The following is a 25,148-nucleotide window of genomic DNA, read 5'->3' on the forward strand; positions in this document are numbered from 1 at the left end:
TTACAGCTTGTTTTGTCTTTTGTTCTTTGGGGTGGTACGATGAGATATGGAACACGAATATATCGTGTGCCCGTTAAAATACATGATCCAGAATTAGAGAGGAACGATAACCCATGTCTTCATTCACATATACTGCTTACGATGCTATCGGGCTGGCTGAAATGATTCGCTCCCGTCAGGTATCTCCCGTGGAAATGCTCGAAGCCGCCTTCGCGCGTCTGGAGGAAGTGAATCCGCAGCTGAATGCAGTCATTCGTACATATGAAACCCGTGCCCGGCAGGAAGCCGGTGCAGTTCGGCCAGGGGAACAGCCCTTTGCTGGTGTACCCTTGCTATTAAAAGACATCTCTCAAGCGCTGGAAGGTGAAATTCTCACCTCTGGTTCACGCCTGTTCAGCGAGCATCGCGCCAAGCGAAGCTCCAACTTTGTAACTCGTTTGCAGCAGGCTGGCTTTATTGTTATTGGTCATACCAACACTCCGGAATTCGGGTTAAAAAATATAACAGAGCCCCGGCTGCACGGACCCTCGCGCAATCCGTGGAATGTGAATCATTCGCCAGGCGGCTCAAGCGGCGGGGCCGCAGCCGCTGTAGCTTCAGGCATTGTACCTCTTGCCGGCGCAAGCGATGGCGGAGGTTCAATCCGCATTCCGGCTTCGTTCAGCGGTTTGTTCGGACTAAAACCTACACGCGGGCGTACCCCGGTTGGACCGGGTATCGGAAGACAGTGGCAAGGGGCTTCCATTGATTTTGCATTATCCCGCTCCGTGCGAGACAGTGCTGCCCTGCTGGATACGCTGCAGATTCTCCAGCCGGAAGCTGCATTTCATGCCCCGTTATTCCCGGGCAGTTATCTGGCGGATATGAATTATCCGCATCAACGGACTTGGCGAATCGCCTATACAGTGGACTCTCCTGTAGGCACACCTGTCAGCGAAGATGCCAAAGAAGCCGTCATGAAGCTTGTTCGTTTTCTTGAAGCTCAGGGTCATCATGTCGAAGAGAAGCTCAGTCCAGTCAACGGCGTGCGGCTCATGGAAAACTATTATATGATGAACAGCGGCGAGATGGCCGCCATGATCTCGTCTATGGAACATAACATGGGCCGTGCACTTACTGCCGGGGATATGGAGATTGAATCCTGGGTACTGGCCGAGGCCGGTAAAAAAGTGTCTGCTGCCGAATTCGTACATAGCCTGGCAGAATGGGACGTAGCTGCTGCGCAGATGTCCACGCTGTTTGAACGGTATGACTTTTACATCTCCCCTGTTAATGCCTTTGCCGCTCCACAAGTTGGAGAACTAACACCACACGCAGAGCGGATCCAGCAATTAATGGCTGTCAGTGATCTCGACAAAACAGCACAGCAAGAGCTGATCTATGATATGTTCGAGCCAAGTCTTACTTACACCCCGTTCACGCAGCTCGCGAATTTAACAGGGCAGCCCGCCATAAGTCTTCCACTGCATTTAACTGCAGAAGGGCTGCCGATGGGCGTTCAGGTGATGGCGACCAAAGGCCGTGAAGACTGGTTATTACATCTGGCCGGACAGCTGGAGACATCGGAACTGTGGATTGGAATGAAGGGAAATCCGATGTTTCCTGGCTCAAGCAATACTTAAAACTTGGACAAATCCCGATCTTGCCAGCAGATTCTGCTGGCTTTTTTGCTCTTTTTGAAACTCTCTCGGCGGCACTGTGCTCAGAAAATATATATTGGTTTACATAATAATTATGATGTAGTCTTTATTGCTTATTGCGATGCTTGGTTAAGAGCTTTTAGAAATACTTCTGTTGGTTGTGCGCCGGATATCGCGTATTTTCTATCAATGACAAAGAAAGGTGCTCCTGTGATCCCTAATTGTTTTGCGGTGGCTTCATCTGAACGCACATCGCCAGCATATTGGGATGAATCATGGAGAACGGCCATGGATTCGTCCCTATTCATTCCAACTGATTCTGCAATATCTGCTAAAGTATCATGATCGCTAATTAGCTTGGCATCCGTGTAATAAGAATAGAACAGCTTCTCTGCTAATTCCTGATCTTTACCCATAGATTTGGCATACTGGGTTAAACGATGCGCATCAAACATATTGGTGGGCTTTATTTCGTCGATATTATACACGAGCCCCATCATTGCTGCTTGTTGTTCAAGTTCAGCATGTGCCTTTTTCGCTTGCTCGATACTCATACCATGTTTCTCAGATAGTATTTGATGCATACTTTTGCCTGAGTACATGGATGTTTGCGGATTAAGTTCAAAGCTTTTGTATTCGATAACCACCTCATCCTGATGGCCGAATTGCTCCAGTGCAGACTCTAATCGTCGTTTCCCAATATAACAAAATGGACAAACATAATCCGACCATATCTCGATTTTCATTTTGAATCCTCCTTCACTAACCACTAATAGTTGAATGTTGCATTTTTACCCCTATTATTTGTTATAAATAATAGGCATTTTCCTAATCAATGCGTTGTCACGAGCTGCAGAGTACATGAATTTAGCAACATTTTCCCTAGAAACAGACATTTTAGCCGATTGATCTCCGAAGTAATAGCCATAAGACTGCCCTGTGTATTTAACATTGGGATTAATAATTCGAACGACTGTCCAATCCAGATTCGATTTCTTAATCATTCCTTCCATTTTCTTCATTTCTGCATATCCGTTTGGAAGGAGTACTTTGGCTAAAACACCTGGAAGTATCGTGGACACATTTTTCTTATCGTCATCGGATTGCAAAGCTGGCGTCGCAAGTGTAATGAACCTTTTTTTGTTATGTTTCTTCATAGCCTTAATGATCAGTTCGTGTCCGTCAGCAATCGGCGTGCCTTTAAGCTTTCGTGACATATCGGATCCTGGCCCCAATGTGCTGATTACGACATCGGATTCATCAACGGCCTTCTCGATGGTTGAGCTATTTGAAAGTTCCCCTTGTACAAGACTCAAATTTGGATGTTTAAGGCTGATTTTTTGGGGGTTTCTAACGTATGCCGTAACGAAATCTCCGTGATCTAAAGCTAGTTGTGTTACAAGCTGTCCAATTGCACCACTTGCACCAAAAATAGTGATATTCATATTTTTCTCTTGTATCTCCTTTAAAATATATTATTCAACTCACACTTTATCTTCAGTTATAAACTCTTCTACTCTGTCTCTTTTGGTGTACATGTCGTACCAAATATCAGCGATTTTATCCTGAACTCCTGAATTCGGTTGCATCCAGATTCCGATCGAAAGGTGACCTGCATAAACTCCATTGTCAGCTAATTCGCTGTTCAAATTAAAGATATAATTACGAAGTCCTGAGATCGCAATTCCGACGTTACCCATCCTTGGAACCGGGTGGACTGAAGCACCTCCAGTTGTAAATAACAGAGCACCGCTTTGCTTATCCAACATATCCGGAAGTACTTGTTTAACACTCGATAAAGCACCTAAAACATTATATTGAAATTGGTATAACGCATTTTCTTCAGTTACATCTAATGTTGGCGCTACTGAGTCAAAGCTCGGCGTTGGACTGTACTCAAGAACATCAATAAATCCGTACTTCTCTTTAACAGCAGCAAATGCCTTCTCAATTTGTTCTTTATTCAATATGTCCGCTTGAAATGAAGCAGCTTCGATTCCCAATTGTTCTAATTCAATAACCAGTTGGTTCAACTTTTCTTCATTTCGAGCAATAAGCGCTACGCGAAAGCCATTTTGTCCGAATTTCTTTGCAATGGACATTCCTAAACCTGCTCCTGCTCCAACAATCGCTATCGTTTTCATTTAAAATCTCCCCTTTAATTAGAGTTAATTATCAGTAAGATAAATAATGGTCAACGTGTTGTATATTTATCTTTTGTTTATTATGATTAATAAAAGGTCGGCCTTCAATGTTTAATAATTTTGATTTTGAGAGATAAAATACAGTTTGAGTCCAAATGTCGTATATCTAACAAAAAAAGTTAAGGGAACGGAGTCATAATGAACAAAAAAACCGATTTGCGTATCCTTCGCTCCAAACATTCGATAAAAAAGGCGTTTATAGAACTTCTTCATGAAAAGGGATATGAAGGGATTACGATTCAAGATATAGCTGATAAAGCGATGATTAACCGAAATACATTTTACCTTCATTATCAGAACAAACCCGATTTGTTAAATGTATCTATGGACGAATTATTAGAAGAATTAAATAATACACTCAATCTTTGTTCAAGCAGCAAATCTCCTATAAGCGGCACTATGCTTGAACAATTAATGCAAACCATACTTGAGAAAATTAAGGACAATATTCCCTTTTACAAAGCACTGTTACTGGATGAGAATAGAATATATGGTTTTCAATCAAAAATGGAGAAAATTATAAAAAATACAGTGGAAGATGGCTTGCATGATACGCCCCTGAAGATTTCAAAGGACTTATTGCTCCAATACATCGCATCTACTTTTATGGGCATTGTAATATGGTGGGTTAAAAATGATTTTTCGTATACTCCAAATGAACTCGCTTCTCAATTCGGAAAAATTCTAACTCATGGACACTTAAAAGCCGCAGGTATTTCAATCGATGATTAAAGTGATCCTTGCTTACGAACAATAGCTGGGGAGATAGAACAGAACAGGAGCCCTCGAATGAGGGCTCCTGTTCTGTTCTCCGCGTAGACCTTATAATATCTGCCCGTATAGAAGCTTCACTTTATTTTGCTTCTTTGCTTTCGAAGCCCTGTGATATGAAAGCGAGTGCCTTGTGCATGAACATTGTCCTCTACCGGGTTATTCATATCTTGTTGACAGGTACCTTCTGGCATCCCCTTTTTCTTTCGCATTTTCTGCACGATGAAATCACTTATGCCAATCAGGCAAACCAATAGCAAGCTGATAAAAAAACCGGGCCGACTCAGGCTGTGAAACAGTGTTCCTATTACAGCCGAGCTGATTAATACAAGACCTGTCCACCGTTTGAGTACGTCCAACGTTCGTGATTCCAATAAGCGAGCTGAAGAAAGCAGGATGAACAGCCAGTTATACATCAGCATTAACCCTGCAGCTGTAGTTATATATTCGTATACTTTTCCGGGTAAAAGAAGTGACATAATAATCGTTCCGATCAAACCGCACCCAATCAAAGAAAGTGCAAAAAGGGGATATTTGTCCTTCCATTTCCGTGAAAATATCTGTGGAGCATCACTCTCCTGTGCAAGTGTAATCATCATGGACGTTACCGCATAGAGCGATGCTGTCATTGTGGAAAATCCGGCAACAATCAACACCCCATTGAACACGTGTGGTACAAAGGCGAGATGATCACTGCTTAGTGCAAGCACAAATGGACTTTCCTTAGGATTAAACGCGCTTAATGGAACCATCGTAAGTGCGAGTCCGATGGATACTATATATACAATAGACAGGGCAGTAAGCATGACTTTGCCCGCCTTTGGTGCATCTTCCGGTTTCTCTAGTCGATATGACATAATACCCAGCACTTCGATTCCACCATAAGCATAAAACGCAAACAGAAATGCGGACCACAATCCCAGACCTCCTTTAGGAAAAATAGAAGCCATGTCCATAGGCACTTTATGAGCATACTTTGTACCACCAATCCAGCCGGCGAGCAAAGCGACAGCAAGAACTAAAAACATAATAATCGCCGCAATTTTAATGATAGCCAGTACATTCTCCACCCGATCGAAACCCTTGTTTCCAAAGAAAACAATACATAATCCAACCAGCCCGAAGCCTGCAGCGAAAATCCACAAAGGAACTGCCGGGAACCAGAAACGTGAAAATATAGATAACGCCGTTAACTGACTCCCCATAATAAGCAATTCGGAAAACCAATAGACCCAGCCACTGGCAAATCCAGCCCAGCTCCCGAACGCTTTCTTGGCGTAGGAACGAAACGAGCCTTGCTCTGGTTGCTTGGAGGTCATGCGTGCCAAAGCATCAAAAACGATATATGTACCTACAGCGGCCAGAGCATAAGCGATTAGTACAGCTGGACCGCCAATTGAAATCGCCAGACTTGAGCCCAGAAAATATCCGGTTCCTATGGTACCCGCTACACCTAACAAACTGAGCTGCCACCATTTCAGTTTCTTTTCTGCTGTGGAATTGGTTGAGCCCTGTGACATTTCGTCAATCCTTTCCGATGTAATTTAATCATTACAGGTAGCCTGCCCTTTTTAGACCAAAACATCTCCCTGAATATTTCTAAAAATCTAACATCATAATATACAGGTAAATTCAAACACATAGGAGGAACCACTCATGAATCAATTCTCTCAGACACAACAGATTACACAGCTCGCTCAACAGTTAACACAGCAAACACAACAAGCTTCCATGCAGTATCAACAACTATTGAGACAAGAGCAAAGCAATGCCCAACAGCTTGAACAGCTGGCTCAGCGCGAGCAGCAAGCAGCTCATATCATTCAGACGGCACTTCAAGGCCATCAGACTGCCATTCAACAGCTGCAGCAAATTGCCAACCTGGCTCAGCAGCTTGCGAACACTTCTTCACAACAGAGTTCATACATCGACCAACCGTACAACACACCTAACATTTCGATTCAAGGTCAAGGCCAGTCTTTCGGCAGCTTTTCAAATCAGCATCGCCAATAAATCTCTGCATACTGTACTGGTTATGCCAAAGCAAGAGCCCGAAAATCGGGCTCTTTTTTTGTTATATTTGCTGCTCCAATTGAAAAAGAGCTCCCTATGCAACGGACAGTCACCAATTTCCTTCCGGGCCGATATCCTGTAAGTAAAAGGAGGACTGTTGATGCAACTGTTGTTTTCTACTGCTGACATCGAACATAACGGAGACGCTCTTGATCTCTGGAAAAAAGATGCTCACCATCTTTTCTCCAAGAAGATGAGTGACCGGGAAGCCCGGTTTCCATGCATTCCTGCCACACAGGCATATGCATTAGGCCACCTGCGCTATGGATTTATAACCCGATCCGGCAAAGCAACCCCGGCTGAGCAGCTATCTCGTATAGTGCATGAATACGGAGTTTCTTCACGTACATTCGGAGATTACTCATCACTGGTCATCTTTTTCGAGCAAGAGGAGCATATCCAGGATGTTCTTACTTATGAAATGTCGTTTTGGAATCTGTTAAGTGAGCTTCGAAGCATGGACAACACACCTTGGCCAGAAGACATTCCAGAAGACCCCGAAAATCCGCTGTGGGAATTTTGTTACAACGACGAACGTTACTTTGTGTATTGTGGTACACCAGCACATGCTGCGAGACAAAGCAGACATTTTCCATACTTTATGCTGGCTATGACCCCGCGCTGGGTACTTGATTTGTGGAATGAGCAGCCGCAGCGAGCTGCGGCAATCGGGCCTAGAATTCGTGCTCGTCTCGCTACGTACGATACAGTTCCCGCACATCGGGAATTGAAGCAATACGGAGCCGAGGGAAATCTGGAGTACAAACAGTATTTTCTTCGCGACGATGATACGGCTCCCACTAAATGCCCTTTTCTGCGATCCCTTCAGCAGCAGGAAAAAGAATAATATCCTTCGTAAGTCAGGTATTCTGGTATTCTAAACAAGCTCTTCCCTGAATAAGCTGTATACCAGCCGATGGCATGGGGAGAGCTTGTATCTTTTACTAGCTATTTAAACAGTCATTATCTTTTAACTGTTGGACAAGCTTTCTTTTCGTCAGCTCATCTCACTGGAAAGGGTATGACTATGGAAATCTATATCAAGTTCATTCTTATTGGTTTGGCTGTTGCCATGCCTGTCGGAGCAATCACCGTTGAGATGACCAAGCAGGGATTAAGAAATGGATTTACACATGGATGGGCTGTAGGTCTGGGTGGTATGACCGTGGATACCGCTTTAATCCTGGCTATGTACTTTGGTTTTGCTTCCCTGCTATCGCTTCCCTACATACAGATACCGCTATGGCTTGCGGGTGCAGGAGTTCTTGCCTATCTAGGCTACGATTCCATCCGTCACTCCGATCTTCCTCTGAACAGTGCAGCGGATAAGACAGGCAAAACCAATGCATCCTTCTGGCGCACCTATCGGAACGGTTTATTTGTCGCTGTCTCCCCGGGTAATCTCATTTTTTGGATTTCTGTTTTCGGTACAGTTTTATCGGATTCCTATCAATCCACGGGTCAGCTCAGCTTTATGATCGCGGCAATCGGCATTTTATGCGGCATTTTACTTCATGATCTGGGACTGCTCTCCATCGTGTCCGTTACACGTAAAATGATGAGCTCGCGAATGATTCAGCTCGTATCCAGCCTGGCAGGCGTGCTGTTGATCGGTTTTTCCTTCTACTTTTTGTACAAGTTTGTCATGGCCGTCTGGCAGTATATTTAAAACATCCCTTTTCGCTCTTGTATGTCTCATTGCTTTTACAAATCTCACATTGTTTGTACATAGTTTATTCAGAGGGGCTGCTCTTTCATCTTGAAAGAAGCAGTCCTTTCATTTTGGTTACTTCCGAATGAAGCTAAGCTGAGCAGTGGATAAATGGAGGTTGACTCTGGCCTTTGAGTGTGAGACTTCCTTTATACGAGTTTTCTGAATATATGGAGAGCTGTAGTTTCTTTTTGGTGTGAAGAAGCAAAGGAGATGATTGCTCTATTATTGTGAATTTTTCATATATTGAAATAGTATAAACAAACTGCATACAATTGAAAAAAGGCAACGTCTTTTCAACTCGACGTTGCCTTTTCGTTGATTATTATTTTCCAGTATAATCTAATGCTAAAATTTCAGTCGAAAAGTAAATAGTTCCTCCAACTGTTCCTGCACTTCATAGAACACATTTAATACTTGATCGGCATAAGCACCAAGAGCATATCTGCAGACGGTATAATGTGTCCATTCTACTGTTATTGGCACCGGAACATTCCACATTAACCCATCTCGTAATGTATCCAAATTTTCGAAATACAATTTCTCCAGACCAAGCTGTCGATGAAAAACGTTGTACAGCTCTTCCCGTGTGGTTATGTCGCAACCCTGAATAGTAATCTTGTTCATAGCGTTTGTCCTCTGATGTTATTCAATTCTAGTCATGTTCTCCTACCGTTTTTCGCCGATTGGCAATAAAGAGCGCAGCAATCATGACCAGGATGGCGATAGACCACCAGAATGTTTTGAGTGCATCATCATAATCAACGATGATTAATCGAATGACGGCTGTAATGCCAATGTAAATAAAGTAACGGAGCGGAAAATGAAAACCGGACTTGAAGTATTTGATAATTAACGCGATGAACTCGAAGTATAAGAAAAATACAAGCAATTCGGACAACATTTCATAATAACTGTCCGCTCTGTTAAACAAGGACTTATATACGAAGGTCACAATGTACCACGTCTCACTGATTAGAAGTACGCTCAAAGCTATGGCGAGAAAGAAAAGACAAAAGTTTAATAAACCTTGTAACAGCTGTGGAACTTTCTGGAATTGGAAAGGAATCTTCATCATTTTTGCTCCTGTATTCATTTTTTCATGGTGTCTTTTCAGCAAGCTGAATCCGGGTATTCCAGAAACGAAGCACGGTCTTATAGATCGTATTGTCCTGTGAGCTATAGAATTGCCCCTGCATCCGCGACATCATCCTAGCTATGCTTCGTTCACCAAGACGAGTGCTTTCAGTGGTGCTGTCTGTTGCTTTAATTGTATTACTGATATGAATCTCGAATTTTTCCCGATCAGAACCAAAGGTGATATTAACCGTTTCCTGCCGATCCGCATATTTCAACAGATTGGACATGATATTATCGAATACACGGCCCAGTTCCTCCATATTTACATCAATAAACGTATCTGGCAGCTCCCCCGTAATACAGACTCGAAATTGCTCCTGGTGAAGAATCGACATCTGATCCGAGATCAGATCGTAGATCACTTCCTTGACCGCAACACTTTCCAGATCGGCCGCATGTTCTTTATCCAGCAGGAAATAATCGAAAAGATTATCGGATAACGTCTTTAGCTGCAAAGCTTTTCCATATGCACTCGCAATATAACGTCCTTGATCTGTTACGATCGGAAAATCCTCTTGCTTGGCGAACTCCAGATACATGATCAACGAAGTCAGCGGTGTACGCATATCATGCGACATTTCTGTAACCAGGCTTCTGCTCTCTGCTTGCAGCTTCTCAATAGCCAAAAGCTTGTCCAGAAAAGCTTTACGCAATTCTTCGATGCTTTCGGCAATCAGCGCGATTTCATCATGCCCTCTGACCGTCATCCGGTAGTCCAGTTCTCCGCCCTCCAGCATGTGAATCTCCTGATTGATTTGCCTCAAATAACGAACTCTGCGGCGAATGCCAAGTAAAACAACTGTTAAAAAGATAAGGGTAGCCCCGATCAATTCTGCTGTAAAGGCCAGGTCATAGTAGCGAGAAGAGTAAAAGCCATCAATGATAACTCTCCCTTCACCATCACTGAATTCAACCGGATGTGAGTGATTCTGCACGTATTGATTGACCTTTTCTTTTCCGTACGCTGCTTCATCTGCAGTCGTGTAATTGGAGTCATATTGCAGCAATTGGTCTTTAAAGATCGTAAGCATAATGTAGTTTTCCTTGCGCACCCACTCGCCAAAAGCTTTCCGATCCGTCGAAGCCAGCTCATTCAATGAAACATACTGGCTGAACCGCTTAATATATCGTGCAGATGTCTCTTGATAATACTCGTCAGAGTTCATATAACTGTCGATTAAGTCATTACTGATCTTTTGCAGGGTCAGAAAAACGATACCACTTGCGAAGGCAGCCACCACAATCAGTAAAGCCAGTTTTTGATTCAATGTAAATTTACGATGTGCCAAAGCGGTAGCCTCTTCCCCATTCTGTTAGTATATAAACCGGTTGTGCCGGATCATCCTCAATTTTTGCGCGCAGCTTGCGAATATGAACCATCACTGTGTTATTAGAGCAATAAAAATAAGGCTGGCCCCACACGCTTTCGTATATATTTTGTGCGGAAAATATTTTGCTTCGTTTGCTCATCAACAATTTGAGTATGCGATATTCCAGATCAGACAGCCTGAGCTGCTCGCTCTCCTTCCACACTTCATTAAACTGATCACTCACTCGCAATTTGCCCGCAACATGAAAAGTCTCCTCACGATCCGTTTTTTCCTGATATACGGTATATCTTCTTAACTGTGCAATGACCCTGGCATGCAGCTCCTCTTCCGAAAACGGTTTGCTCATATAGTCGTCACCACCAGCTAAAAGCCCTTCCGTTTTGTCCAATACGCTTGATCTGGCTGTCAGGAATAATATAGGCACATTGGATGTCCTTCGAATCTGCTTGCAAGTATCAATGCCCGACATACCAGGCATCATGATATCCAGAATAACCAGTCCTAGTGAACTGTCCACGAATTGCAGAGCCGTTCCCCCATCTGTTGCTCTTAACACCTCATACCCTGCTCTTCTAAGCGATTCTTGGAGCAGATCCCCGATATCCCGATCATCCTCTACGACTAATACTCTATGGCTCATACTTTCTCACCTCATGCTCTTGATGATGCAATTGATTGTGTGTCCTGACTATATTTCGTCAATACGACAGGTATTCATTACAGGTTACATCGTAAATCTTAACAGTTTATGAAACGGAGAAATTGACACTGATCTGTCACAAGTTCCGAGGAAAATATGGAGCCTTCATAAATGGTTAAGATTTTTTTCTTATATTTACCATTGTAAGGGTCTTGCTTATGCCTCTGGCAGATCCGAACACCCTCTTCAATCATAATAATATAGAAAGGAAGTATGGATATGACTTTATTGAAAGACGGCCATGGACAGCCCATGGGTCTGCAGGAACGCCTTCATTATCTGGATATCGTACGTGGCTTTGCCATGCTGGGTATCATTATTGTTAACTATTTTCTCATCGTCGATTCTGTAAAAGGGTTTGAGATTTCATCGGATGATCCGGTACATAATCTGGTCTCCTGGTTTGTTGAAGGTAAGTTTATTACGCTGTTTTCTTTCCTGTTCGGGGTTGGATTTATGATTTTTATGGATCGAGCAGCACAGAGAGTAGCGCATCCAAACAGGCTTTTCATCCGCAGATTGATGATTCTGTTAGGTTTTGGTCTGTTGCACATTACTTTTGTATGGGTCGGTGACATATTAAGCTATTATGCGATTGCAGGTTTGCTGCTGCTTGTTTTCTACAACCGTTCAGCACAAACATTGCTGCGCTGGATCATCACATTCATTGTTGTTCAATGTCTGGCCCCCGTGCTTGGTTTGATCCTCAAAGCGTTCAGTAGCAGCGCTCCCACTGATCTGAATTTTGCAGATTTCTCGCTGAACAGTCACAGCAGCGGACTTTCCTATATCCAATCCATCGGTGCTCGCTGGGCTGACATGTCGTTTATGGCTTCAAGTTCTTTTTTTACCGTCTATTCTATGTTCATTATGTTTCTGCTGGGTATGTATTTTGTCAAAATGAAATGGTTTAAGAACATGGAGCAAAAAAACAGACTTGGAAGCGAATTTTTCTTATTAGCTTCATCGCTTATCTCATTACGCTGAGCAGCACACTGCTCGGCACACTTATTCCTTTTGACAATACACTTATGATGGAGCTTTCCTCTGTACTAGGTCAAATCAGTGGATTGACTGGAAGTATGTTTTACATGAGCACACTTGCCATACTCTTCCTGTATGCTCCCTTTCTACGCCGTGGACTCATGATTTTTGGTCAAGTAGGACGGATGTCATTAACTTGTTATTTACTTCATTCGATTATCGGTACGATTCTTTTTCTGGGTTATGGCTTTGGACTTGCTGAGAAGGTTCAGCCGATTCATGTACTGTTCATTAGCTTTGCAGTATACGCCCTGCTGGTCGCCTTCAGTACGTTCTGGCTTAATCGTTATAAGAACGGCCCGATGGAATGGATCTGGCGCAGATTAACTTACGGAGGTATGAAAACAAGTCCCGCCGCCTCCAGACCTCATGTCATTCCATCCATTCACAAATAAGTCGTTACAGTGTGCGAACACGCCCCCTCTTTTGTTCAGGGGGCTTATTCTTCTTTATAGGTTTGCTGAATTGGATTTGATTTTTGGTGGAGAAGGTGGAAAGGCCCTCCTTATGACGGATATTATTTTTTGCTATATTATTGTGAATTTTTCATATGTTGAAAATAAGTAATATTTTAGACGTTTAAACTTAACATGTTATTTGGCGTTTTAACAAAAAAAATCCCCTTAGCCTTATTGCCAAAGGGATTTTCCACTTGTTCATATACGGTTTGCTTTGTTTCGCACCACTCCAGCCGTTCAGATCCGGCCTGTCCAATCCTTGGCTGCAACCTGCTTCCAGCGCGCTCGGATTGCATCATATTGTTCCTGTGGGAGCGGCCCTTTCGCCGTCAATGCGGCATTCTGCTGCCAGCGATCCGGCTTGGCTGTACCTACAATCGCAGTATCGATTCCGTCGGTGCTCAGTGTGAAGCGTAGTGCGATTTCCACCACTTTCTGTGTTTCTTCATCCAGGAAATCATACTGCAGCTCTTTTAACCGCTTCCAATAGTGATAAGCATAGTCTTCCTCTGTGACTGAATCATAGGTCCATGCCGCATTTGCAATGGGTCTTTTGGCGATAATGCCCATATTTCTTTTACGTGCCTCAGGCAAAGTCAATTCAATGGCTTCCTGATCTGCAATATTTAACGAGGTCTCCAGGCTGTCAAACACACCTGTTTGAATCGCATATAAAGCATCGGTTGTATCCCCACTATATCCGATAAATCGGGTTTTGCCTGCCTCCTTGGCACGCTGCAACACCTCGATGACCTCACCCTGCCGTAGCACTTCCTCCGAGCAGCTGTGCAGGTGCACCACATCCACATATTCCGTCTTCAAACGTTTGAGACTGCGATCGATGGTTTGCGCGAGCACTTTAGCATCCCAATCTGGACCATCTACGCCCGCTGCATGTCCACATTTGGTAAAAAGGTAATATTCATCGCGGCGATGGGCCAGTACTTCACCAATCTTCTCCTCGCTATCTCCGTAACATTCCGCCGTATCAATCACATTCAAGCCCGCGTCCAGCGCATGGTTTAACAACAGTTCGACATCGGCTCTCGAAGCATCACGAATCTCAGATCCGCCAAAACCAAGCGTACTAACTTTCATCCCGGTATTTCCATAATTACGCAGCTCCATCGTGATCGTCCTCCATATCAAATTAGTGAACTATGCAGAATCCATGCAATCATGTAATACAAGTTACGTTAACCTCACCATCGTTTCATGACTTGTCCCTGTCTCATCGTTATCATATGTTATTAACCTATTATACGCAACGCGGCACAACTTTTTATTATCTTTTTTTGGGGTTATATATCCAGCTTAAGCCTTCTCACCCCTCTACCTTAAAAACCATAAATCGACATCCCGCCATCCACCAATAGGGTTTGTCCTGTAATATACCCCGCTGCAGCTGAAGCAAGAAAAACAACGGGCCCCACCACTTCTGGAAGCTCACCCACACGGCCAAGTGGTGTTCGGCTGACAATCTCCTGCAAATACCGGGCATCATCGAGCAGCTTCTCGGTCAGCGGCGTTCTGAAATACCAAGGGCCAACTGAATTCACACGAATGCCGTATTTCCCCCACTCCATCGCCAGTACCTTTGTCATATGAATAAGAGCCGCTTTCGTTGAGCCGTATACTACGCCTGTCCGAAGCGCGGTATGTCCTCCTACGGAGGAAATGTTAATGATTTTACCATCTCCATAAGACTTCATATGCTGACCCGCCAACTGCGAAGCAAAAAAAGCAGATTTGAGGTTCGTTTGCATAATGGTTTCCCACTGCTCCTCTGTCACGTCCAGCGCAGGTGTGCGAATGTTCATCCCCGCATTGTTTACAAGAATATGGATACGCCCCATCTCGGAAATAGCCTTCTGAAATGTGACCTCCAGCTGCTCTTTGCTTGTCACATCAGCGCTTAGCGCCAGAGCTTTACGCCCTGTTTTCTCCGTAATATATGCCGCTGTTTCTTCAATTTCCTTCATTGTACGGGATACAAGCACCACATCGCTTCCCGATTCCGCCAGTCCGATGGCAATTGCTTTACCAATGCCTCTACCTGCACCCGTCACCAGTGCTGTTTGTCCATCAAGTTGAAATGCCGGTACATTCATTGTTTATGAGCTCCTTTTATCTATAGTCCGATAACCGTTTCATCGCAGGTTCATATGTATCAGGTCAGAAAATACTGGCTGGGATTACCAAGCTCGGGATGAAACTTTTCACGGAAACGTCCCCCGGTATAATCTCCAATAATTTTACGCCAGAACGCCTGTGCAATCACATTGTTTCGTACCTGTGTCACCTTCCATCTCCCCGGAAAACGTCTGAATAATTCGTACGCTGCGCTGGTCCCTACCCCGCTCCGTCTGTACTTCTGCATAACAAAAAACTCAGTCAAATAATAATCGTTATCCTTGCTTCCCGGATCTAATTTCTCTACGAGGGCAAAACCCGCAGGTGTTCCATCACTTGTAATGAGAAAAGGAAATTTGCGATCCTTTTCCACCCAAAAAGCGTCCAAACCCGGATACTCCGGAAAAATACCATCCTGATCTACATCAATATTCAGATATTTCGTAAAATCATACAAATAAAACTGCATGAGATGCCGAATGACCTGACTACGTTCACGGGGAACCAGCTCGATCTGTATATTCATTAGGTCCGCCTCCTCTTGTGTCTGCATATTTACAACTGTAAAGCTTTATTAGTTGAAGGGCAACAATGCGCCAAAATTAACGCTGTAGAGCCTGATTCGCAAAGCATAAAAGACTGATCATTCGTGACCTCGAAGCAAATCAAGCCAGATGATTCATGTAAATTATGGTACACTAAATAGAGCTTGCCTCATTTGACTGGTTTAGATTTTCCTCTTAGCGAATAGTCTTGATAGAGGAGTACGTTTTTCATTTTTTTTGATAAAAAACATGTACACATGGAGGTGCCGAACTTGACCAACGTGCAAAAAGAGATTGACCGACGCAAACTGGATGAAAAGCTGCCTTCTATGCCCTGGTTTGTTCAGCAATTCATTGACTATAAATTACCCGATCTGTCGCCGTCCACGCTGCTGGAATATTTAAGAGACTATGATACTTTTTTCACCTGGTTACGTGCAGAAGGTTTGTCTCAGGCTGACTCGAATCAAAGCGTGACCTTAACCGAACTTGAGGTGCTGCGTATGGATTCCGTTACGGCCTATCGGTTATATCTCACCACCAGACGCGAGGGAACGAATTCGAGAATTACCGTTTCACGTAAACTGTCCTCTCTCCGCTCCTTATTTCATTATTTAAGCCAGATTGCGGAGGATGAAGAATTCTATCCACTGCTTAAACGGAACATTATGGCCAAAATCGAAATCAAGCGCACGCATAAACCGAAGGACACCGCTGCTAAACTCAAAGGCAAAATTCTCGAAGAAGACGAGTTGCTTGAATTCATCGGTTATATCCTGGAAGGGTATGCGGCAGATATGCAGAAGAACAAACAGGCCTTATACTCACATGAGCTGAACAAGGAACGCGATGCTTGTATTGCCAGCCTCATATTGAACTCTGGTCTGCGGGTATCCGAAGTGGTCAACCTGAATGTGGACGATCTGGACTTGGGCAACAAGCTGCTTTATGTTTACCGCAAAGGTAACAATGATGAAACGTTCAAAACGCCCGTTTATTTCAGGGAGCAAGCCAAAGATGAGCTCGCAACCTACATGAGCCTGCGTCAAACGCGTTACCGCACCCCTAAACGGGAAAAAGCACTTTTTATCGCACTACGCAATGGAGAATCCGAAGGCAGCCGCATGACCAAACGCGCGATTCAGGCCATGATAATGAAATACGCCAAATGTTTTGGCAAGCCTTACCTGACGGTGCATAAATTACGCCATTCCTTCGCAACAGACTATTATTTGCAAAATGATATCTATAAAACAAAAGAGCAGCTTGGACATGCTTCCACTGAAACAACCGAGATTTATGCTCATCTGACCGATAAAACGATGTCTGAAGCGATTGAACGTCGTCTGGAAGATAACGCGTAATGCGTTAATCTTCCGGCCTAGGACGTAAACATGTCAATCTACTCTTTCAGTTTACTGTTTACTCTGAAACCTGAATTTTTCGTATGATGCAATCCAGTCAATTTGATGGTTTACATAATAATAGTTACGTATAATTTCAGTTTAATTCGTTCAATTCATTTTAATAATTGCTTTCTACTCACAGGATCTGGCACGTCCAACTTGATATTACTTTTCATAATCCGTTCCTGGTCATAACCCGTTCGGCATAAAGTGTGAAGTTTCCACTCGCGTATTATGCTCCTAACGATTCGAGATAAGCTTATTTAAGTAAAATAGCGCTGCTTCGAATTGTAACGATCTCAAGAAAGCTTATTTCATTGAAAACAAAGCAAAAACGCCTATTTTTACCTTGAACTCTCGAAATAGAGTTTGCTGAGATCGTTAGAATTATAAACCGTGTAATATCGCTTAAATAGCGTTACTGGAGATCGTTACAACACAAAACTTCATTCTCCCAAATCACTACTCTAAGCTCCATCATCTTCATGTTTATCTATATCTTTATCATCATCTTCATTAAAAGCTTGCATTGTAGCCTCCTCTTTACCCACCAGCCTATTCAGTTGAACCACAGCTTCTACAATGGTCTCCTTGTCATTAAACAAGAAGCTTGAGAGACTCTTATCCCCTCTGCTTTCGGCTTCCTCCAATAAGTCCGGTGACCAAAAAACAATGCCAACGACAGATTGAAGCTGGCTCACCAGCTTGAGGTCAGCCTCATGTCGCACCATCACCAGTTTGGGATAAGCAGCTTGCTTGAACCCTTCCACCACAACCCAATCATATTGAGAAAATTCCTTCAGCATGTCCTCCAGGCCGGTGTGCTGTTGTTTCAGAATTGCCGTTCTATTGCGCGACATCACAGCAACGGCAGCTGCACCTGCTTTACCAAACTGATATGAGTCCGTGCCCTCCTGATCCATCTCAAAATGGTCATGGCCATCATGCTTGATGGCAGCAACCTTCAATCCTTTGGTGGCAAGTCCAGCGATAAGTGAAGCGGTCATCGTGGTTTTACCTGTATTTTTGTACCCGACAACCTGAATGATGTGCGGTGAGCCAACATCTATTCCAGCGTCTATTCCCTTCTCCTTCATCATCGCCAGCTACCTCGCTTGCCCGGTGGGAAGCCTGAGGATGGTCACTTGTTCTCCTGCGGCAATGCCTTTTTTCTCAGGTGGAACAACAATCAGACAATCGCTATCTTTAATCGTAATCATGACGCTGGATTCATCTACACGAGCAGCAGCCGGTAAAGCGTAGACTTTGCCATCACGAATGATCGTACGTCCGCGTACAAAACGTGTGAAATTGTTGACTTTATCGTAGCCATCCTGCAGAATTGCCGTCCATTCCTCCAGATAAGGTTGAGCATCCGCCTGCATCGCACGCAAAGTCGGACGAACAAACAGATTAAAACCGACAAAACAGGCCCCCGGATTACCTGATAATGCAAATAACAGCTTGTTCTTATACACAGCAGCCGTAGTAACACTTCCGGGTCTCATGGTGACTTTATTAAAAAGCATCTGCATCTGCTCTTCCAGCACAAGCTCCCCCATAATATCGTAATCGCCTACAGACACACCACCTGTTGTAACAACAAAATCATTGTCGCGGATCGCTTCCTCCAGCTTGGCTCTTGCTGTGTTCACATCATCGGCAATCGCTCCGTACATCACTGGCTCTCCACCCGCTTCAACCACAAGAGAACGCAGCATATAACTGTTACTGTTCCGTATCCGGCCTGGCTGCAGCGGCTCATGCACTTCAAGCAGTTCGGTTCCTGTTGCGAAAATTGCCACCTTCGGGCGCTCAAACACAGGTACATCGGCTACCCCGAATGTCGCCAGCACAGACTGTTCACCTGCCCCGATTACCGTACCCGCTTCAAGCAGCAGTTGCCCCTCCTGAACCTCAAGCCCGATCGGTGTAATATTCGCTCCCGCCTGAATCTGACGTTTCAAAGCAATCCAGTGCTCACCTTGCTCCTGTTTGCTTTCGGTCATCTCCATCATCACTACGGCGTCCGCACCTTCCGGCACTTGTGCCCCTGTCATGATTCTGGCTGCTGTTCCAGGTGTAATGATATGTTCGGAAGTGTATCCGCACGGAATCTCATCAATTACACGTAACCACACTTGATGCTCACTTCCAGCCTGGAGAGTATCTGCGCTTTGAATCGCATAGCCATCCATACCTGATCTGCGGAAAAAAGGATATGCATGTGGTGCTGTAATCGTATTGGCCAGTGTGCGCCCATGCGCATCTGCAAGGGAAACATATTCGATCCGGCCTGTTGGAACATGGGAAGCAATTCTGGCCTGTGCCTCATGTACTTGTACAGCTGTACGCTGGAATTTTGCGGTGCTCATCTCATAGGAATGCGAACTTGGTTTCACTGTAAAGTACCTCCTGAAGTGGTGATCTCATTTTAGAAAGTGTATCCCGAATACGTGTAGATGACAAGTCGATACCTCACTGCATCCCACGCCAAAATGAAAAACGATCGTACTGCACATAATAGCATTCGTTAACAGGAGGTGAATACCATGAATATAAGCAATCATTGTGAGTTATGCGGCAGAGAGCCCGTCGAAACAACGGTGCATCATCTAACTCCGAAGGAGATGGGCGGTACGTTTATGCCTACAGCCAATCTATGCATCCCTTGTCACAAGCAGATTCACTCGTTATACACCAATCGTGATCTGATCACACTCGGTCTGACCACACTGGAGTCGCTGCGAGCAGATGAACGTATCGTTCCATATCTGCGCTGGATACGTAAACAACCCGCTTCCACGATACCTCGTGTACGGAAGTCTCATCACGTCCGCAAAACATAAAAAAACAGTAACACGCTGCCTGCTGACACTTTGTCAGCTCACCATGTTACTGTTCCTTATTTTGCTCTTAGCTTTATGCTGGTTCTCATCTTCAGCCACCTGGTCTCAGACCGTCATCTTCGCCTCATAATCCGGCCGCCGCCAACGCGGGTTTTTGGCTTTTTATAGGATTTTTTCGGAGAATCAAACAAACCACCCAAGCCGCCGCTGCTTTTGTTACGATCGATGCTGCCTCTGCTCTGATCCTTCTTTCGGTCGAACAAACCACCGCCAGAACCAACGCTTGTATCCTTGTCACTTCCACGTCTCGTAATTGAACCTTTGCGTTCAACGGTGAGTGGCGGGGCCAGTTTTTTATCATTGCTCGTAGGTGCCCGGTATGATCCGGCGCTCGGTTTATACGTATCACGTTCTGTATAACCCCGATAGTTACCAGACCCGCGCCCGCCGAAAGTATCAAACAGATTACCGATTAGCGTTGCTGTCAGATACCCTTGTAAAAAGGAAGAGCTGTAGTTCTGCCGAACATATTCCTTGGAATCCACCTCAACCAGTGTATCTTCCGGTTTCTTGGGGTCCTGCTGCAAGTGGTAATATTGATCGGAATACACCAGGAACATTCGCTCCGTGCTCTCGGCCGAGATTTGATCCGGCTTCCGCTGATCGGAAAGCTCCTGAGCTACCTCTGGCACGGTGCGGTCGGCAGCACGGTACACATAAGATGTGGATTGGCCGCTGCCGCTGACCGATTCAAGCGGGTAGTTCTCCTGAACCGAAGGGGCTGCCCCGCACGCAGACAGCAGAGACATCACAAGGCTGAGGACCAGCATTAATTTTAATCCATGTGCCAAGCGTTTTTTCATTGGAACCTCTCCTAGTTCGAACGAATCACTTTGATATCCGCAGGAAGAATGGACTCACCCTCATACAGGTTAAACCTTCTGTCTTGCCATTCCACACGAAGAAGTTTGTTATCATCCGATTGATACTGCCATACCAGCTGTTCGCCAGCCTGACCATAAGGTGTTCTGCCCACCGTTTGGACCATTCCCCCATACTCCTCCTCCAGATGATACACATGATCATCCAGCTCAAGAATGGTCGGCACTTCATCTGGAGCATCAAGCCTGCCGTCAATAGGAATGTACAGAGCATAACGTGTGATTTCCCGCTCTTCCACATGCAAATACCGGAATGAACTGCCATCCTGCAGCGTAAGCACGACGGCATTGCGTGCCCGATTCTGCACCCTGCCAACAACTTCGTACGTAATGAGGGACACTTCACAGATATCGCCAGGTCCGAGCTGAAGCATCGTTTTCTCTGCCTTAGGCGGTTCAGGTTTAGCTAGTATTCCTTTAATACGTTTCCATACACTCATGCCAATTACTCCTGTTCCTTATCTTATAGACAAGCTGCAATAATCAGTGCGCCCACGATATGTAAAGCGCCTGAGAAAAGTCCATATCCCGTTTTGCCCTGCTGAATCCCTGTATCCAGATCCAAAGCAGCCCACCTGCGAATGACGAAATGAACAATACTTTCCAGAACCAACAAAATAACAAAGGAAACTACAGAAACGAGAAGTGCTTCCCCAAGATGCCCAGCCGTAGAGATGGATGTTGCAAGCACATACCCTTGTGCGAACAGCTTCATAACCATCCGGGTGGTGACCGCCATGTTGCCAGCCTTTACCTCAGCAAAATCTTTATATTTTGTAAACAGTGAATCCACGTACATCAGCAAAAACAGCAAAACCGAACCTGAAGCAGTCCAGACCAGCATCGCCAAAATGTTTAAATCCATTTACACAGCCTCCACTTATCAACATGATTCGCATTTAAAAGCGAAGGAGAAACTTTGTTCTCCTCCGCTGATTAACCCTGCTGACTGCCAAGGTGTTTAGTTTTTATTCTCGTACTGCTTCATCAGAGCAGCAAGTTCGTCTTCAACTGCGGCATCCTTGCCCAGCTTTTCGAACTCTTCATCCAGTGATTTGCCTTTGGAAGACATCTCGTTGCTGGCTTCCGCTTGAGCTTCCATTTGCATCATTTTCTCTTCCATACGTTTCATGCCTGCACTTGCTGTGTCAGAGCTGAATCCGTTCAGCGCTTTGTTGATCTCGGTTTGAGCCTTCGCCGCATTGTAACGAGCAACCAACGTTTCGCGTTTGTTTTTCATTTGTGTCAGCTGTTTACGCATCTCATCCAGTTTGCCGCGAAGATTGTCAGCAGAAGCTTTGTTTTGATCGTAGCTGGCTTTGTACTCCACCATTTTTTCTTCAGCTGCTTTTTTCTCTTCCAATGCCCGGCGCGCCAGATCCATATTCTGTGCACGAGCTGCTGTGTGGGCCTGCTCTTCACGTTTTTTTACGAGAGCTTCCTGCTCTTCATACAGCTGCTTGAACTTTTTCTCAATGGCAATCTGAGCGGCTACTGCTTTCTCGGCATCCTCCAGATCTTCTTGCATGTCACGGATATATTGATCGGTCATCTTGATTGGATCTTCAGCTTTGTCGATAATCGCGTTAATATTGGACATGGTCAGGTCACGTAATCTTTTGAAAATGGACATTAGGTTATTCCTCCTAGTGATAGTTCATCGTATATATAGATACATACGCAGCATTCTGTAACTCGTTTCAATTTTAGCACAAAAAAATTAAAACAAGATGAAAGCCTGATTACCAGAAGCAATTTCTACATCCTGTTTATATTCGTTTTTAGTTCGGCCGCTCTTCCTGCGACTCCTCAGATAGCTGCGTTTGCTCTGGCATCCTGCTCAAATGTTCGTCCATAAGCCTCTCTGCAGTGTGCACGATTTCGTCGATTTGCATGCGTGTGATGCTGTCAAAATGAATGCCCATAATTACCGTAACGGTTACCTTTAATTGAAGAGCTGCCTTTCGGGCAAGCCGCTCACATAGCTCCTGCTCCTTATGACCAGGGATATGCACTGTCGTACCGCTAACGCGCTCCTGGTCCACATAGAAGGTCGATACAGCCCCAATATGAGCTTTCCCGCCAGTAACCAGAAATACTTTATCCACTCCGGCTTCAATAACCTCTAATCGAATGGATTTCAGATCATATGTACTCATCTCACTCCACCTGTCCTTCTCTATATGTGATATATGGTAGAATTATGACTTTCTAGACGTCTACTGTGCAATGAGACTTCTCACACACGCATAAAAGTCACTATCACAGGGCATACCATAAAGAACGTCATTTTTGAAAAAAGGAGGCCTTTACATATGCGTTTACGCCTCATTATGATTGTGTTTATTACGGTTATCAGCTTAGGAGCTTTGCCGCTTTCTCCCGCTCATGCTTATGTGTCCCCAGAAGGCGCTGAGGAAAGGTCTCATACCCCTGCATCCACTTCAGATACCGGAGAAGAGCAGCTGACCTTGGGACAACTGCGGCAGAAATATGCGGACACCTTTAAAACAAACGGTCCTTCCACCAAGCAGGTTGCGCTTACTTTTGATGATGTTCCCGATCCGCGATTTACCGGTCAGGTGCTGGATGTATTAAAAAAATACAAGGTGCGCGCAACATTTTTTGTTGTAGGCAGCCGGGCCGAGAAACATCCAGATCTGGTAAAACGTATGGTGAAGGAAGGGCATGTTATAGGCAATCACAGCTATAATCATCCTGAATTCAGCAAGTTATCCATGACCGCTTTTCGCAAGCAAATTTTACGTACTGGAGACATTATCCAGCGTCTGACCGGATACACGCCGAAAATGATTCGCCCCCCATATGGTGATATTAATGAGGAACAGCTTCGCTGGGCTCGAAAGCAGCGTTACAGCATCGTTAACTGGAATGTTGATTCTCTGGATTGGAAGGGCCTTCCGAAAGAGAAAGTGAAATATAACATTCTTTCTGCGGTCAAACCCGGCTCCATTGTACTGCAGCATGCCGGTGGAGGCACAGGGTCCAATCTGAATGGTACCGTTGAAGCATTGCCTGAAGTGATTGAGGAACTGCGGAATCGAGGATATGATCTCGTTACTTTGGATGAAATGCTGAAGCTATCCAAGGAAAAGCAGTAAATATAGCTGACTGCAATAAACAGGGTGTTCCTTGGCGTTAACATGACAACACATCATGATAATACCCAAGAACACCCTGTATCTGTTTGTTATTCAATTTTATTAGCTTTTAATCATGGATACATCCAGAATCAAGTCCATTAATCAAGCAACTACTTTAAAACGTAAAGCTCAACATCCTGGAAACCAAATGTATTTACAAACTGCTTGCTGCCCGGAATGAAAATATCAATGCGATTGCCTTTAATCGCACTCCCTGCATCGAGTGCCGTAGCTACGAAGGCTTGCTTCGGCAGCCCCGGATGTGAATGGCCCGTTACAAGCACTTTCGTGCCAAAAGGAATGACCTTCGGATCTACCGCAATGGTTCCAAGCTCCAGCGGATTGCCGAAATAATCGACAGCGCCCCATCCTCCATTTTCAGAAGCATCCGCGGAGTATGCTGTAGCCTTCACATTGATGGTTTTGCTGTAATCAAAGGTTTTACCCCAGGCTTGTACAACTTTATTCTCGGCATTCACATCCAGACTGGCAGCTTTAACCGTATTTGCTTGAGCTTTCATCTTTGCTGGTGCCGCCGCTGCTTCTTCCTGGCCCGGAATCGTAATTTTCAAACCACCATAGATGTTATACGGTGAAATATTTTTATTGGCATTCATTAATTTGTCTGTGGAAACGCCATACTGCTTCGATAACGTAAAGAACGTATCTCCCTCTTTAGCAACATGTACAGATTCTGCGTGAGCGGGAACAGCTTGAATCAATAGTACGGATGTCAGTAGTGCGATGGCTGCTTTTGATATACGTTTGTGGTTAAACATGGTCTTCCTCCTCATTATGCCTGCGAAGTTAGTTGTCGGATTCGGATGGAGGAACCCACCCTATAGGCTGTACTGAACATGCTGATGCATTATGTATTCCTAATTCACCCCTAGCAGTGTGCTGTCCATATGACAGGACAATTGCATTGTTACATCCCCCGCATTTCCTCTCCGGAAATTTCGGCCGCATTCAATATATCACAATTTTGTAACCATGAGCTGTAGTAAATGTTACCATTTTGCGATTCACCAGCCTGAT

27 protein-coding genes, 1 pseudogene and 1 riboswitch are annotated in these 25,148 nt (G+C 44.6%); of the genes and pseudogenes, 9 read left to right on the forward strand and 19 right to left on the reverse strand.

All coding sequences use genetic code 11. The annotated features are described in order from the left end of the window. Positions 1-113 precede the first annotated feature (113 nt). Positions 114-1,622 carry an amidase gene (locus ACQSGY_RS07890; protein ID WP_427051437.1) on the forward strand — a complete coding sequence of 503 codons (1,509 nt, stop codon included), beginning with the start codon at positions 114-116 and terminating at the stop codon, positions 1,620-1,622. A gap of 131 nt (positions 1,623-1,753) precedes the next feature. Here ACQSGY_RS07890 and ACQSGY_RS07895 read toward each other — a convergent pair whose 3' ends face one another. From ACQSGY_RS07895 to ACQSGY_RS07905, 3 genes are read right to left on the reverse strand one after another with little or no spacing between them, the layout of a single operon-like run. Then, a complete protein-coding gene (locus tag ACQSGY_RS07895) occupies positions 1,754-2,386 on the reverse strand; it encodes a DsbA family oxidoreductase (protein WP_427051438.1) in 633 nt (210 codons plus the stop codon). A gap of 54 nt (positions 2,387-2,440) precedes the next feature. Continuing rightward, complete coding sequence (locus tag ACQSGY_RS07900) at positions 2,441-3,085, reverse strand: NAD(P)H-binding protein (RefSeq protein ID WP_427051440.1); 645 nt, start codon at positions 3,083-3,085, stop codon at positions 2,441-2,443. Positions 3,086-3,124: 39 nt separating this feature from the next. After that, positions 3,125-3,784 (reverse strand): SDR family NAD(P)-dependent oxidoreductase, encoded by a 660-nt coding sequence (locus ACQSGY_RS07905; RefSeq protein ID WP_427051441.1) that lies wholly within the window; start codon positions 3,782-3,784, stop codon positions 3,125-3,127. A gap of 198 nt (positions 3,785-3,982) precedes the next feature. On the opposite strand from ACQSGY_RS07905, the gene ACQSGY_RS07910 reads away from it, so the two are divergent. Beyond that, the gene (locus tag ACQSGY_RS07910) at positions 3,983-4,576 is read left to right on the forward strand and encodes a TetR/AcrR family transcriptional regulator (RefSeq protein WP_427051442.1); all 594 of its coding nucleotides are present in this window, start codon (positions 3,983-3,985) and stop codon (positions 4,574-4,576) included. Between the two features lie 116 nt (positions 4,577-4,692). Here ACQSGY_RS07910 and ACQSGY_RS07915 read toward each other — a convergent pair whose 3' ends face one another. Then, entirely contained in the window at positions 4,693-6,135 is a 1,443-nt protein-coding gene (locus ACQSGY_RS07915) for an amino acid permease (protein WP_427051443.1), read from the reverse strand. A gap of 136 nt (positions 6,136-6,271) precedes the next feature. Between ACQSGY_RS07915 and ACQSGY_RS07920 the strand changes: the two genes are divergently transcribed. The 3 genes from ACQSGY_RS07920 (at position 6,272) to ACQSGY_RS07930 (ending at position 8,357) form a co-directional block, all read left to right on the forward strand. Further along, positions 6,272-6,628 (forward strand): AMP-dependent synthetase and ligase, encoded by a 357-nt coding sequence (locus ACQSGY_RS07920; protein ID WP_426332896.1) that lies wholly within the window; start codon positions 6,272-6,274, stop codon positions 6,626-6,628. A gap of 160 nt (positions 6,629-6,788) precedes the next feature. Continuing rightward, on the forward strand, positions 6,789-7,535 hold the full coding sequence (locus ACQSGY_RS07925) for a YqcI/YcgG family protein (RefSeq protein WP_427051444.1): 747 nt from the start codon (positions 6,789-6,791) through the stop codon (positions 7,533-7,535). A 180-nt stretch (positions 7,536-7,715) separates the two neighbouring features. Further along, the gene (locus tag ACQSGY_RS07930; protein ID WP_216514950.1) at positions 7,716-8,357 is read left to right on the forward strand and encodes a LysE family translocator; all 642 of its coding nucleotides are present in this window, start codon (positions 7,716-7,718) and stop codon (positions 8,355-8,357) included. 390 nt (positions 8,358-8,747) lie between these two features. Here the strand turns inward: ACQSGY_RS07930 and ACQSGY_RS07935 are convergent, their stop codons facing one another. The 4 genes from ACQSGY_RS07935 to ACQSGY_RS07950 are packed head-to-tail and all read right to left on the reverse strand — an operon-like array spanning position 8,748 to position 11,510. Next, positions 8,748-9,026, reverse strand: a complete 279-nt coding sequence (locus ACQSGY_RS07935) for a barstar family protein (RefSeq protein ID WP_427051445.1) — start codon at positions 9,024-9,026, stop codon at positions 8,748-8,750. 28 nt (positions 9,027-9,054) lie between these two features. Further along, on the reverse strand, positions 9,055-9,474 hold the full coding sequence (psiE, locus tag ACQSGY_RS07940; RefSeq protein ID WP_427051514.1) for a phosphate-starvation-inducible protein PsiE: 420 nt from the start codon (positions 9,472-9,474) through the stop codon (positions 9,055-9,057). A gap of 25 nt (positions 9,475-9,499) precedes the next feature. Continuing rightward, positions 9,500-10,828, reverse strand: a complete 1,329-nt coding sequence (locus tag ACQSGY_RS07945) for a histidine kinase dimerization/phospho-acceptor domain-containing protein (RefSeq protein WP_427051446.1) — start codon at positions 10,826-10,828, stop codon at positions 9,500-9,502. Then, complete coding sequence (locus ACQSGY_RS07950; RefSeq protein WP_216514463.1) at positions 10,815-11,510, reverse strand: response regulator transcription factor; 696 nt, start codon at positions 11,508-11,510, stop codon at positions 10,815-10,817. The genes ACQSGY_RS07945 and ACQSGY_RS07950 overlap by 14 nt, the downstream gene beginning before the upstream one ends. A 279-nt stretch (positions 11,511-11,789) precedes the next feature. Here ACQSGY_RS07950 and ACQSGY_RS07955 point away from each other — a divergent pair. Further along, a pseudogene (locus ACQSGY_RS07955) lies at positions 11,790-13,009 on the forward strand (DUF418 domain-containing protein). A gap of 300 nt (positions 13,010-13,309) precedes the next feature. Here ACQSGY_RS07955 and ACQSGY_RS07960 read toward each other — a convergent pair. From ACQSGY_RS07960 to ACQSGY_RS07970, 3 genes are all read right to left on the reverse strand, one after another. Further along, positions 13,310-14,200 (reverse strand): aldo/keto reductase, encoded by an 891-nt coding sequence (locus ACQSGY_RS07960; RefSeq protein WP_427051447.1) that lies wholly within the window; start codon positions 14,198-14,200, stop codon positions 13,310-13,312. Between the two features lie 209 nt (positions 14,201-14,409). After that, on the reverse strand, positions 14,410-15,183 hold the full coding sequence (locus ACQSGY_RS07965; RefSeq protein ID WP_427051448.1) for an SDR family NAD(P)-dependent oxidoreductase: 774 nt from the start codon (positions 15,181-15,183) through the stop codon (positions 14,410-14,412). 59 nt (positions 15,184-15,242) lie between these two features. After that, positions 15,243-15,731: a GNAT family N-acetyltransferase gene (locus ACQSGY_RS07970; protein WP_427051449.1), complete on the reverse strand. Its 489-nt coding sequence runs from the start codon at positions 15,729-15,731 to the stop codon at positions 15,243-15,245. 291 nt (positions 15,732-16,022) lie between these two features. Between ACQSGY_RS07970 and xerS the strand changes: the two genes are divergently transcribed. After that, the gene (gene xerS / locus ACQSGY_RS07975) at positions 16,023-17,114 is read left to right on the forward strand and encodes a tyrosine recombinase XerS (protein ID WP_301285622.1); all 1,092 of its coding nucleotides are present in this window, start codon (positions 16,023-16,025) and stop codon (positions 17,112-17,114) included. A 509-nt stretch (positions 17,115-17,623) separates the two neighbouring features. Here the strand turns inward: xerS and mobB are convergent. Together mobB and ACQSGY_RS07985 are read right to left on the reverse strand one after the other, a co-directional pair. Next, on the reverse strand, positions 17,624-18,256 hold the full coding sequence (mobB, locus tag ACQSGY_RS07980) for a molybdopterin-guanine dinucleotide biosynthesis protein B (protein WP_427051450.1): 633 nt from the start codon (positions 18,254-18,256) through the stop codon (positions 17,624-17,626). Between the two features lie 6 nt (positions 18,257-18,262). Next, positions 18,263-19,531 carry a molybdopterin molybdotransferase MoeA gene (locus ACQSGY_RS07985; protein WP_427051515.1) on the reverse strand — a complete coding sequence of 423 codons (1,269 nt, stop codon included), beginning with the start codon at positions 19,529-19,531 and terminating at the stop codon, positions 18,263-18,265. Between the two features lie 177 nt (positions 19,532-19,708). Between ACQSGY_RS07985 and ACQSGY_RS07990 the strand changes: the two genes are divergently transcribed. Then, complete coding sequence (locus ACQSGY_RS07990; protein ID WP_289372144.1) at positions 19,709-20,005, forward strand: HNH endonuclease; 297 nt, start codon at positions 19,709-19,711, stop codon at positions 20,003-20,005. A gap of 113 nt (positions 20,006-20,118) precedes the next feature. Here ACQSGY_RS07990 and ACQSGY_RS07995 read toward each other — a convergent pair whose 3' ends face one another. The 5 genes from ACQSGY_RS07995 to ACQSGY_RS08015 all read right to left on the reverse strand — a co-directional run bounded on the left by ACQSGY_RS07995 (position 20,119) and on the right by ACQSGY_RS08015 (position 23,105). Continuing rightward, complete coding sequence (locus tag ACQSGY_RS07995; RefSeq protein ID WP_145401889.1) at positions 20,119-20,868, reverse strand: DUF4247 domain-containing protein; 750 nt, start codon at positions 20,866-20,868, stop codon at positions 20,119-20,121. An 11-nt stretch (positions 20,869-20,879) separates the two neighbouring features. After that, positions 20,880-21,386: a DUF4178 domain-containing protein gene (locus ACQSGY_RS08000; RefSeq protein WP_216514470.1), complete on the reverse strand. Its 507-nt coding sequence runs from the start codon at positions 21,384-21,386 to the stop codon at positions 20,880-20,882. Positions 21,387-21,409: 23 nt separating this feature from the next. Beyond that, positions 21,410-21,811 (reverse strand): DUF350 domain-containing protein, encoded by a 402-nt coding sequence (locus ACQSGY_RS08005; protein ID WP_216514471.1) that lies wholly within the window; start codon positions 21,809-21,811, stop codon positions 21,410-21,412. Between the two features lie 96 nt (positions 21,812-21,907). Then, positions 21,908-22,579: a PspA/IM30 family protein gene (locus ACQSGY_RS08010; protein ID WP_111271969.1), complete on the reverse strand. Its 672-nt coding sequence runs from the start codon at positions 22,577-22,579 to the stop codon at positions 21,908-21,910. Positions 22,580-22,727: 148 nt separating this feature from the next. After that, entirely contained in the window at positions 22,728-23,105 is a 378-nt protein-coding gene (locus ACQSGY_RS08015) for a hypothetical protein (RefSeq protein WP_427051451.1), read from the reverse strand. 156 nt (positions 23,106-23,261) lie between these two features. Between ACQSGY_RS08015 and ACQSGY_RS08020 the strand changes: the two genes are divergently transcribed. Continuing rightward, complete coding sequence (locus ACQSGY_RS08020; RefSeq protein ID WP_427051452.1) at positions 23,262-24,068, forward strand: polysaccharide deacetylase family protein; 807 nt, start codon at positions 23,262-23,264, stop codon at positions 24,066-24,068. Positions 24,069-24,220: 152 nt separating this feature from the next. Here the strand turns inward: ACQSGY_RS08020 and ACQSGY_RS08025 are convergent, their stop codons facing one another. Next, complete coding sequence (locus tag ACQSGY_RS08025) at positions 24,221-24,889, reverse strand: 3D domain-containing protein (RefSeq protein WP_216514474.1); 669 nt, start codon at positions 24,887-24,889, stop codon at positions 24,221-24,223. Positions 24,890-24,891: 2 nt separating this feature from the next. Further along, positions 24,892-25,085, reverse strand: a riboswitch (cyclic di-AMP (ydaO/yuaA leader). Positions 25,086-25,148: the final 63 nt, after the last annotated feature.

It is taken from the genome of Paenibacillus sp. TC-CSREp1, from assembly GCF_050171015.1.
GTDB lineage: Bacteria > Bacillota > Bacilli > Paenibacillales > Paenibacillaceae > Paenibacillus > Paenibacillus silvae.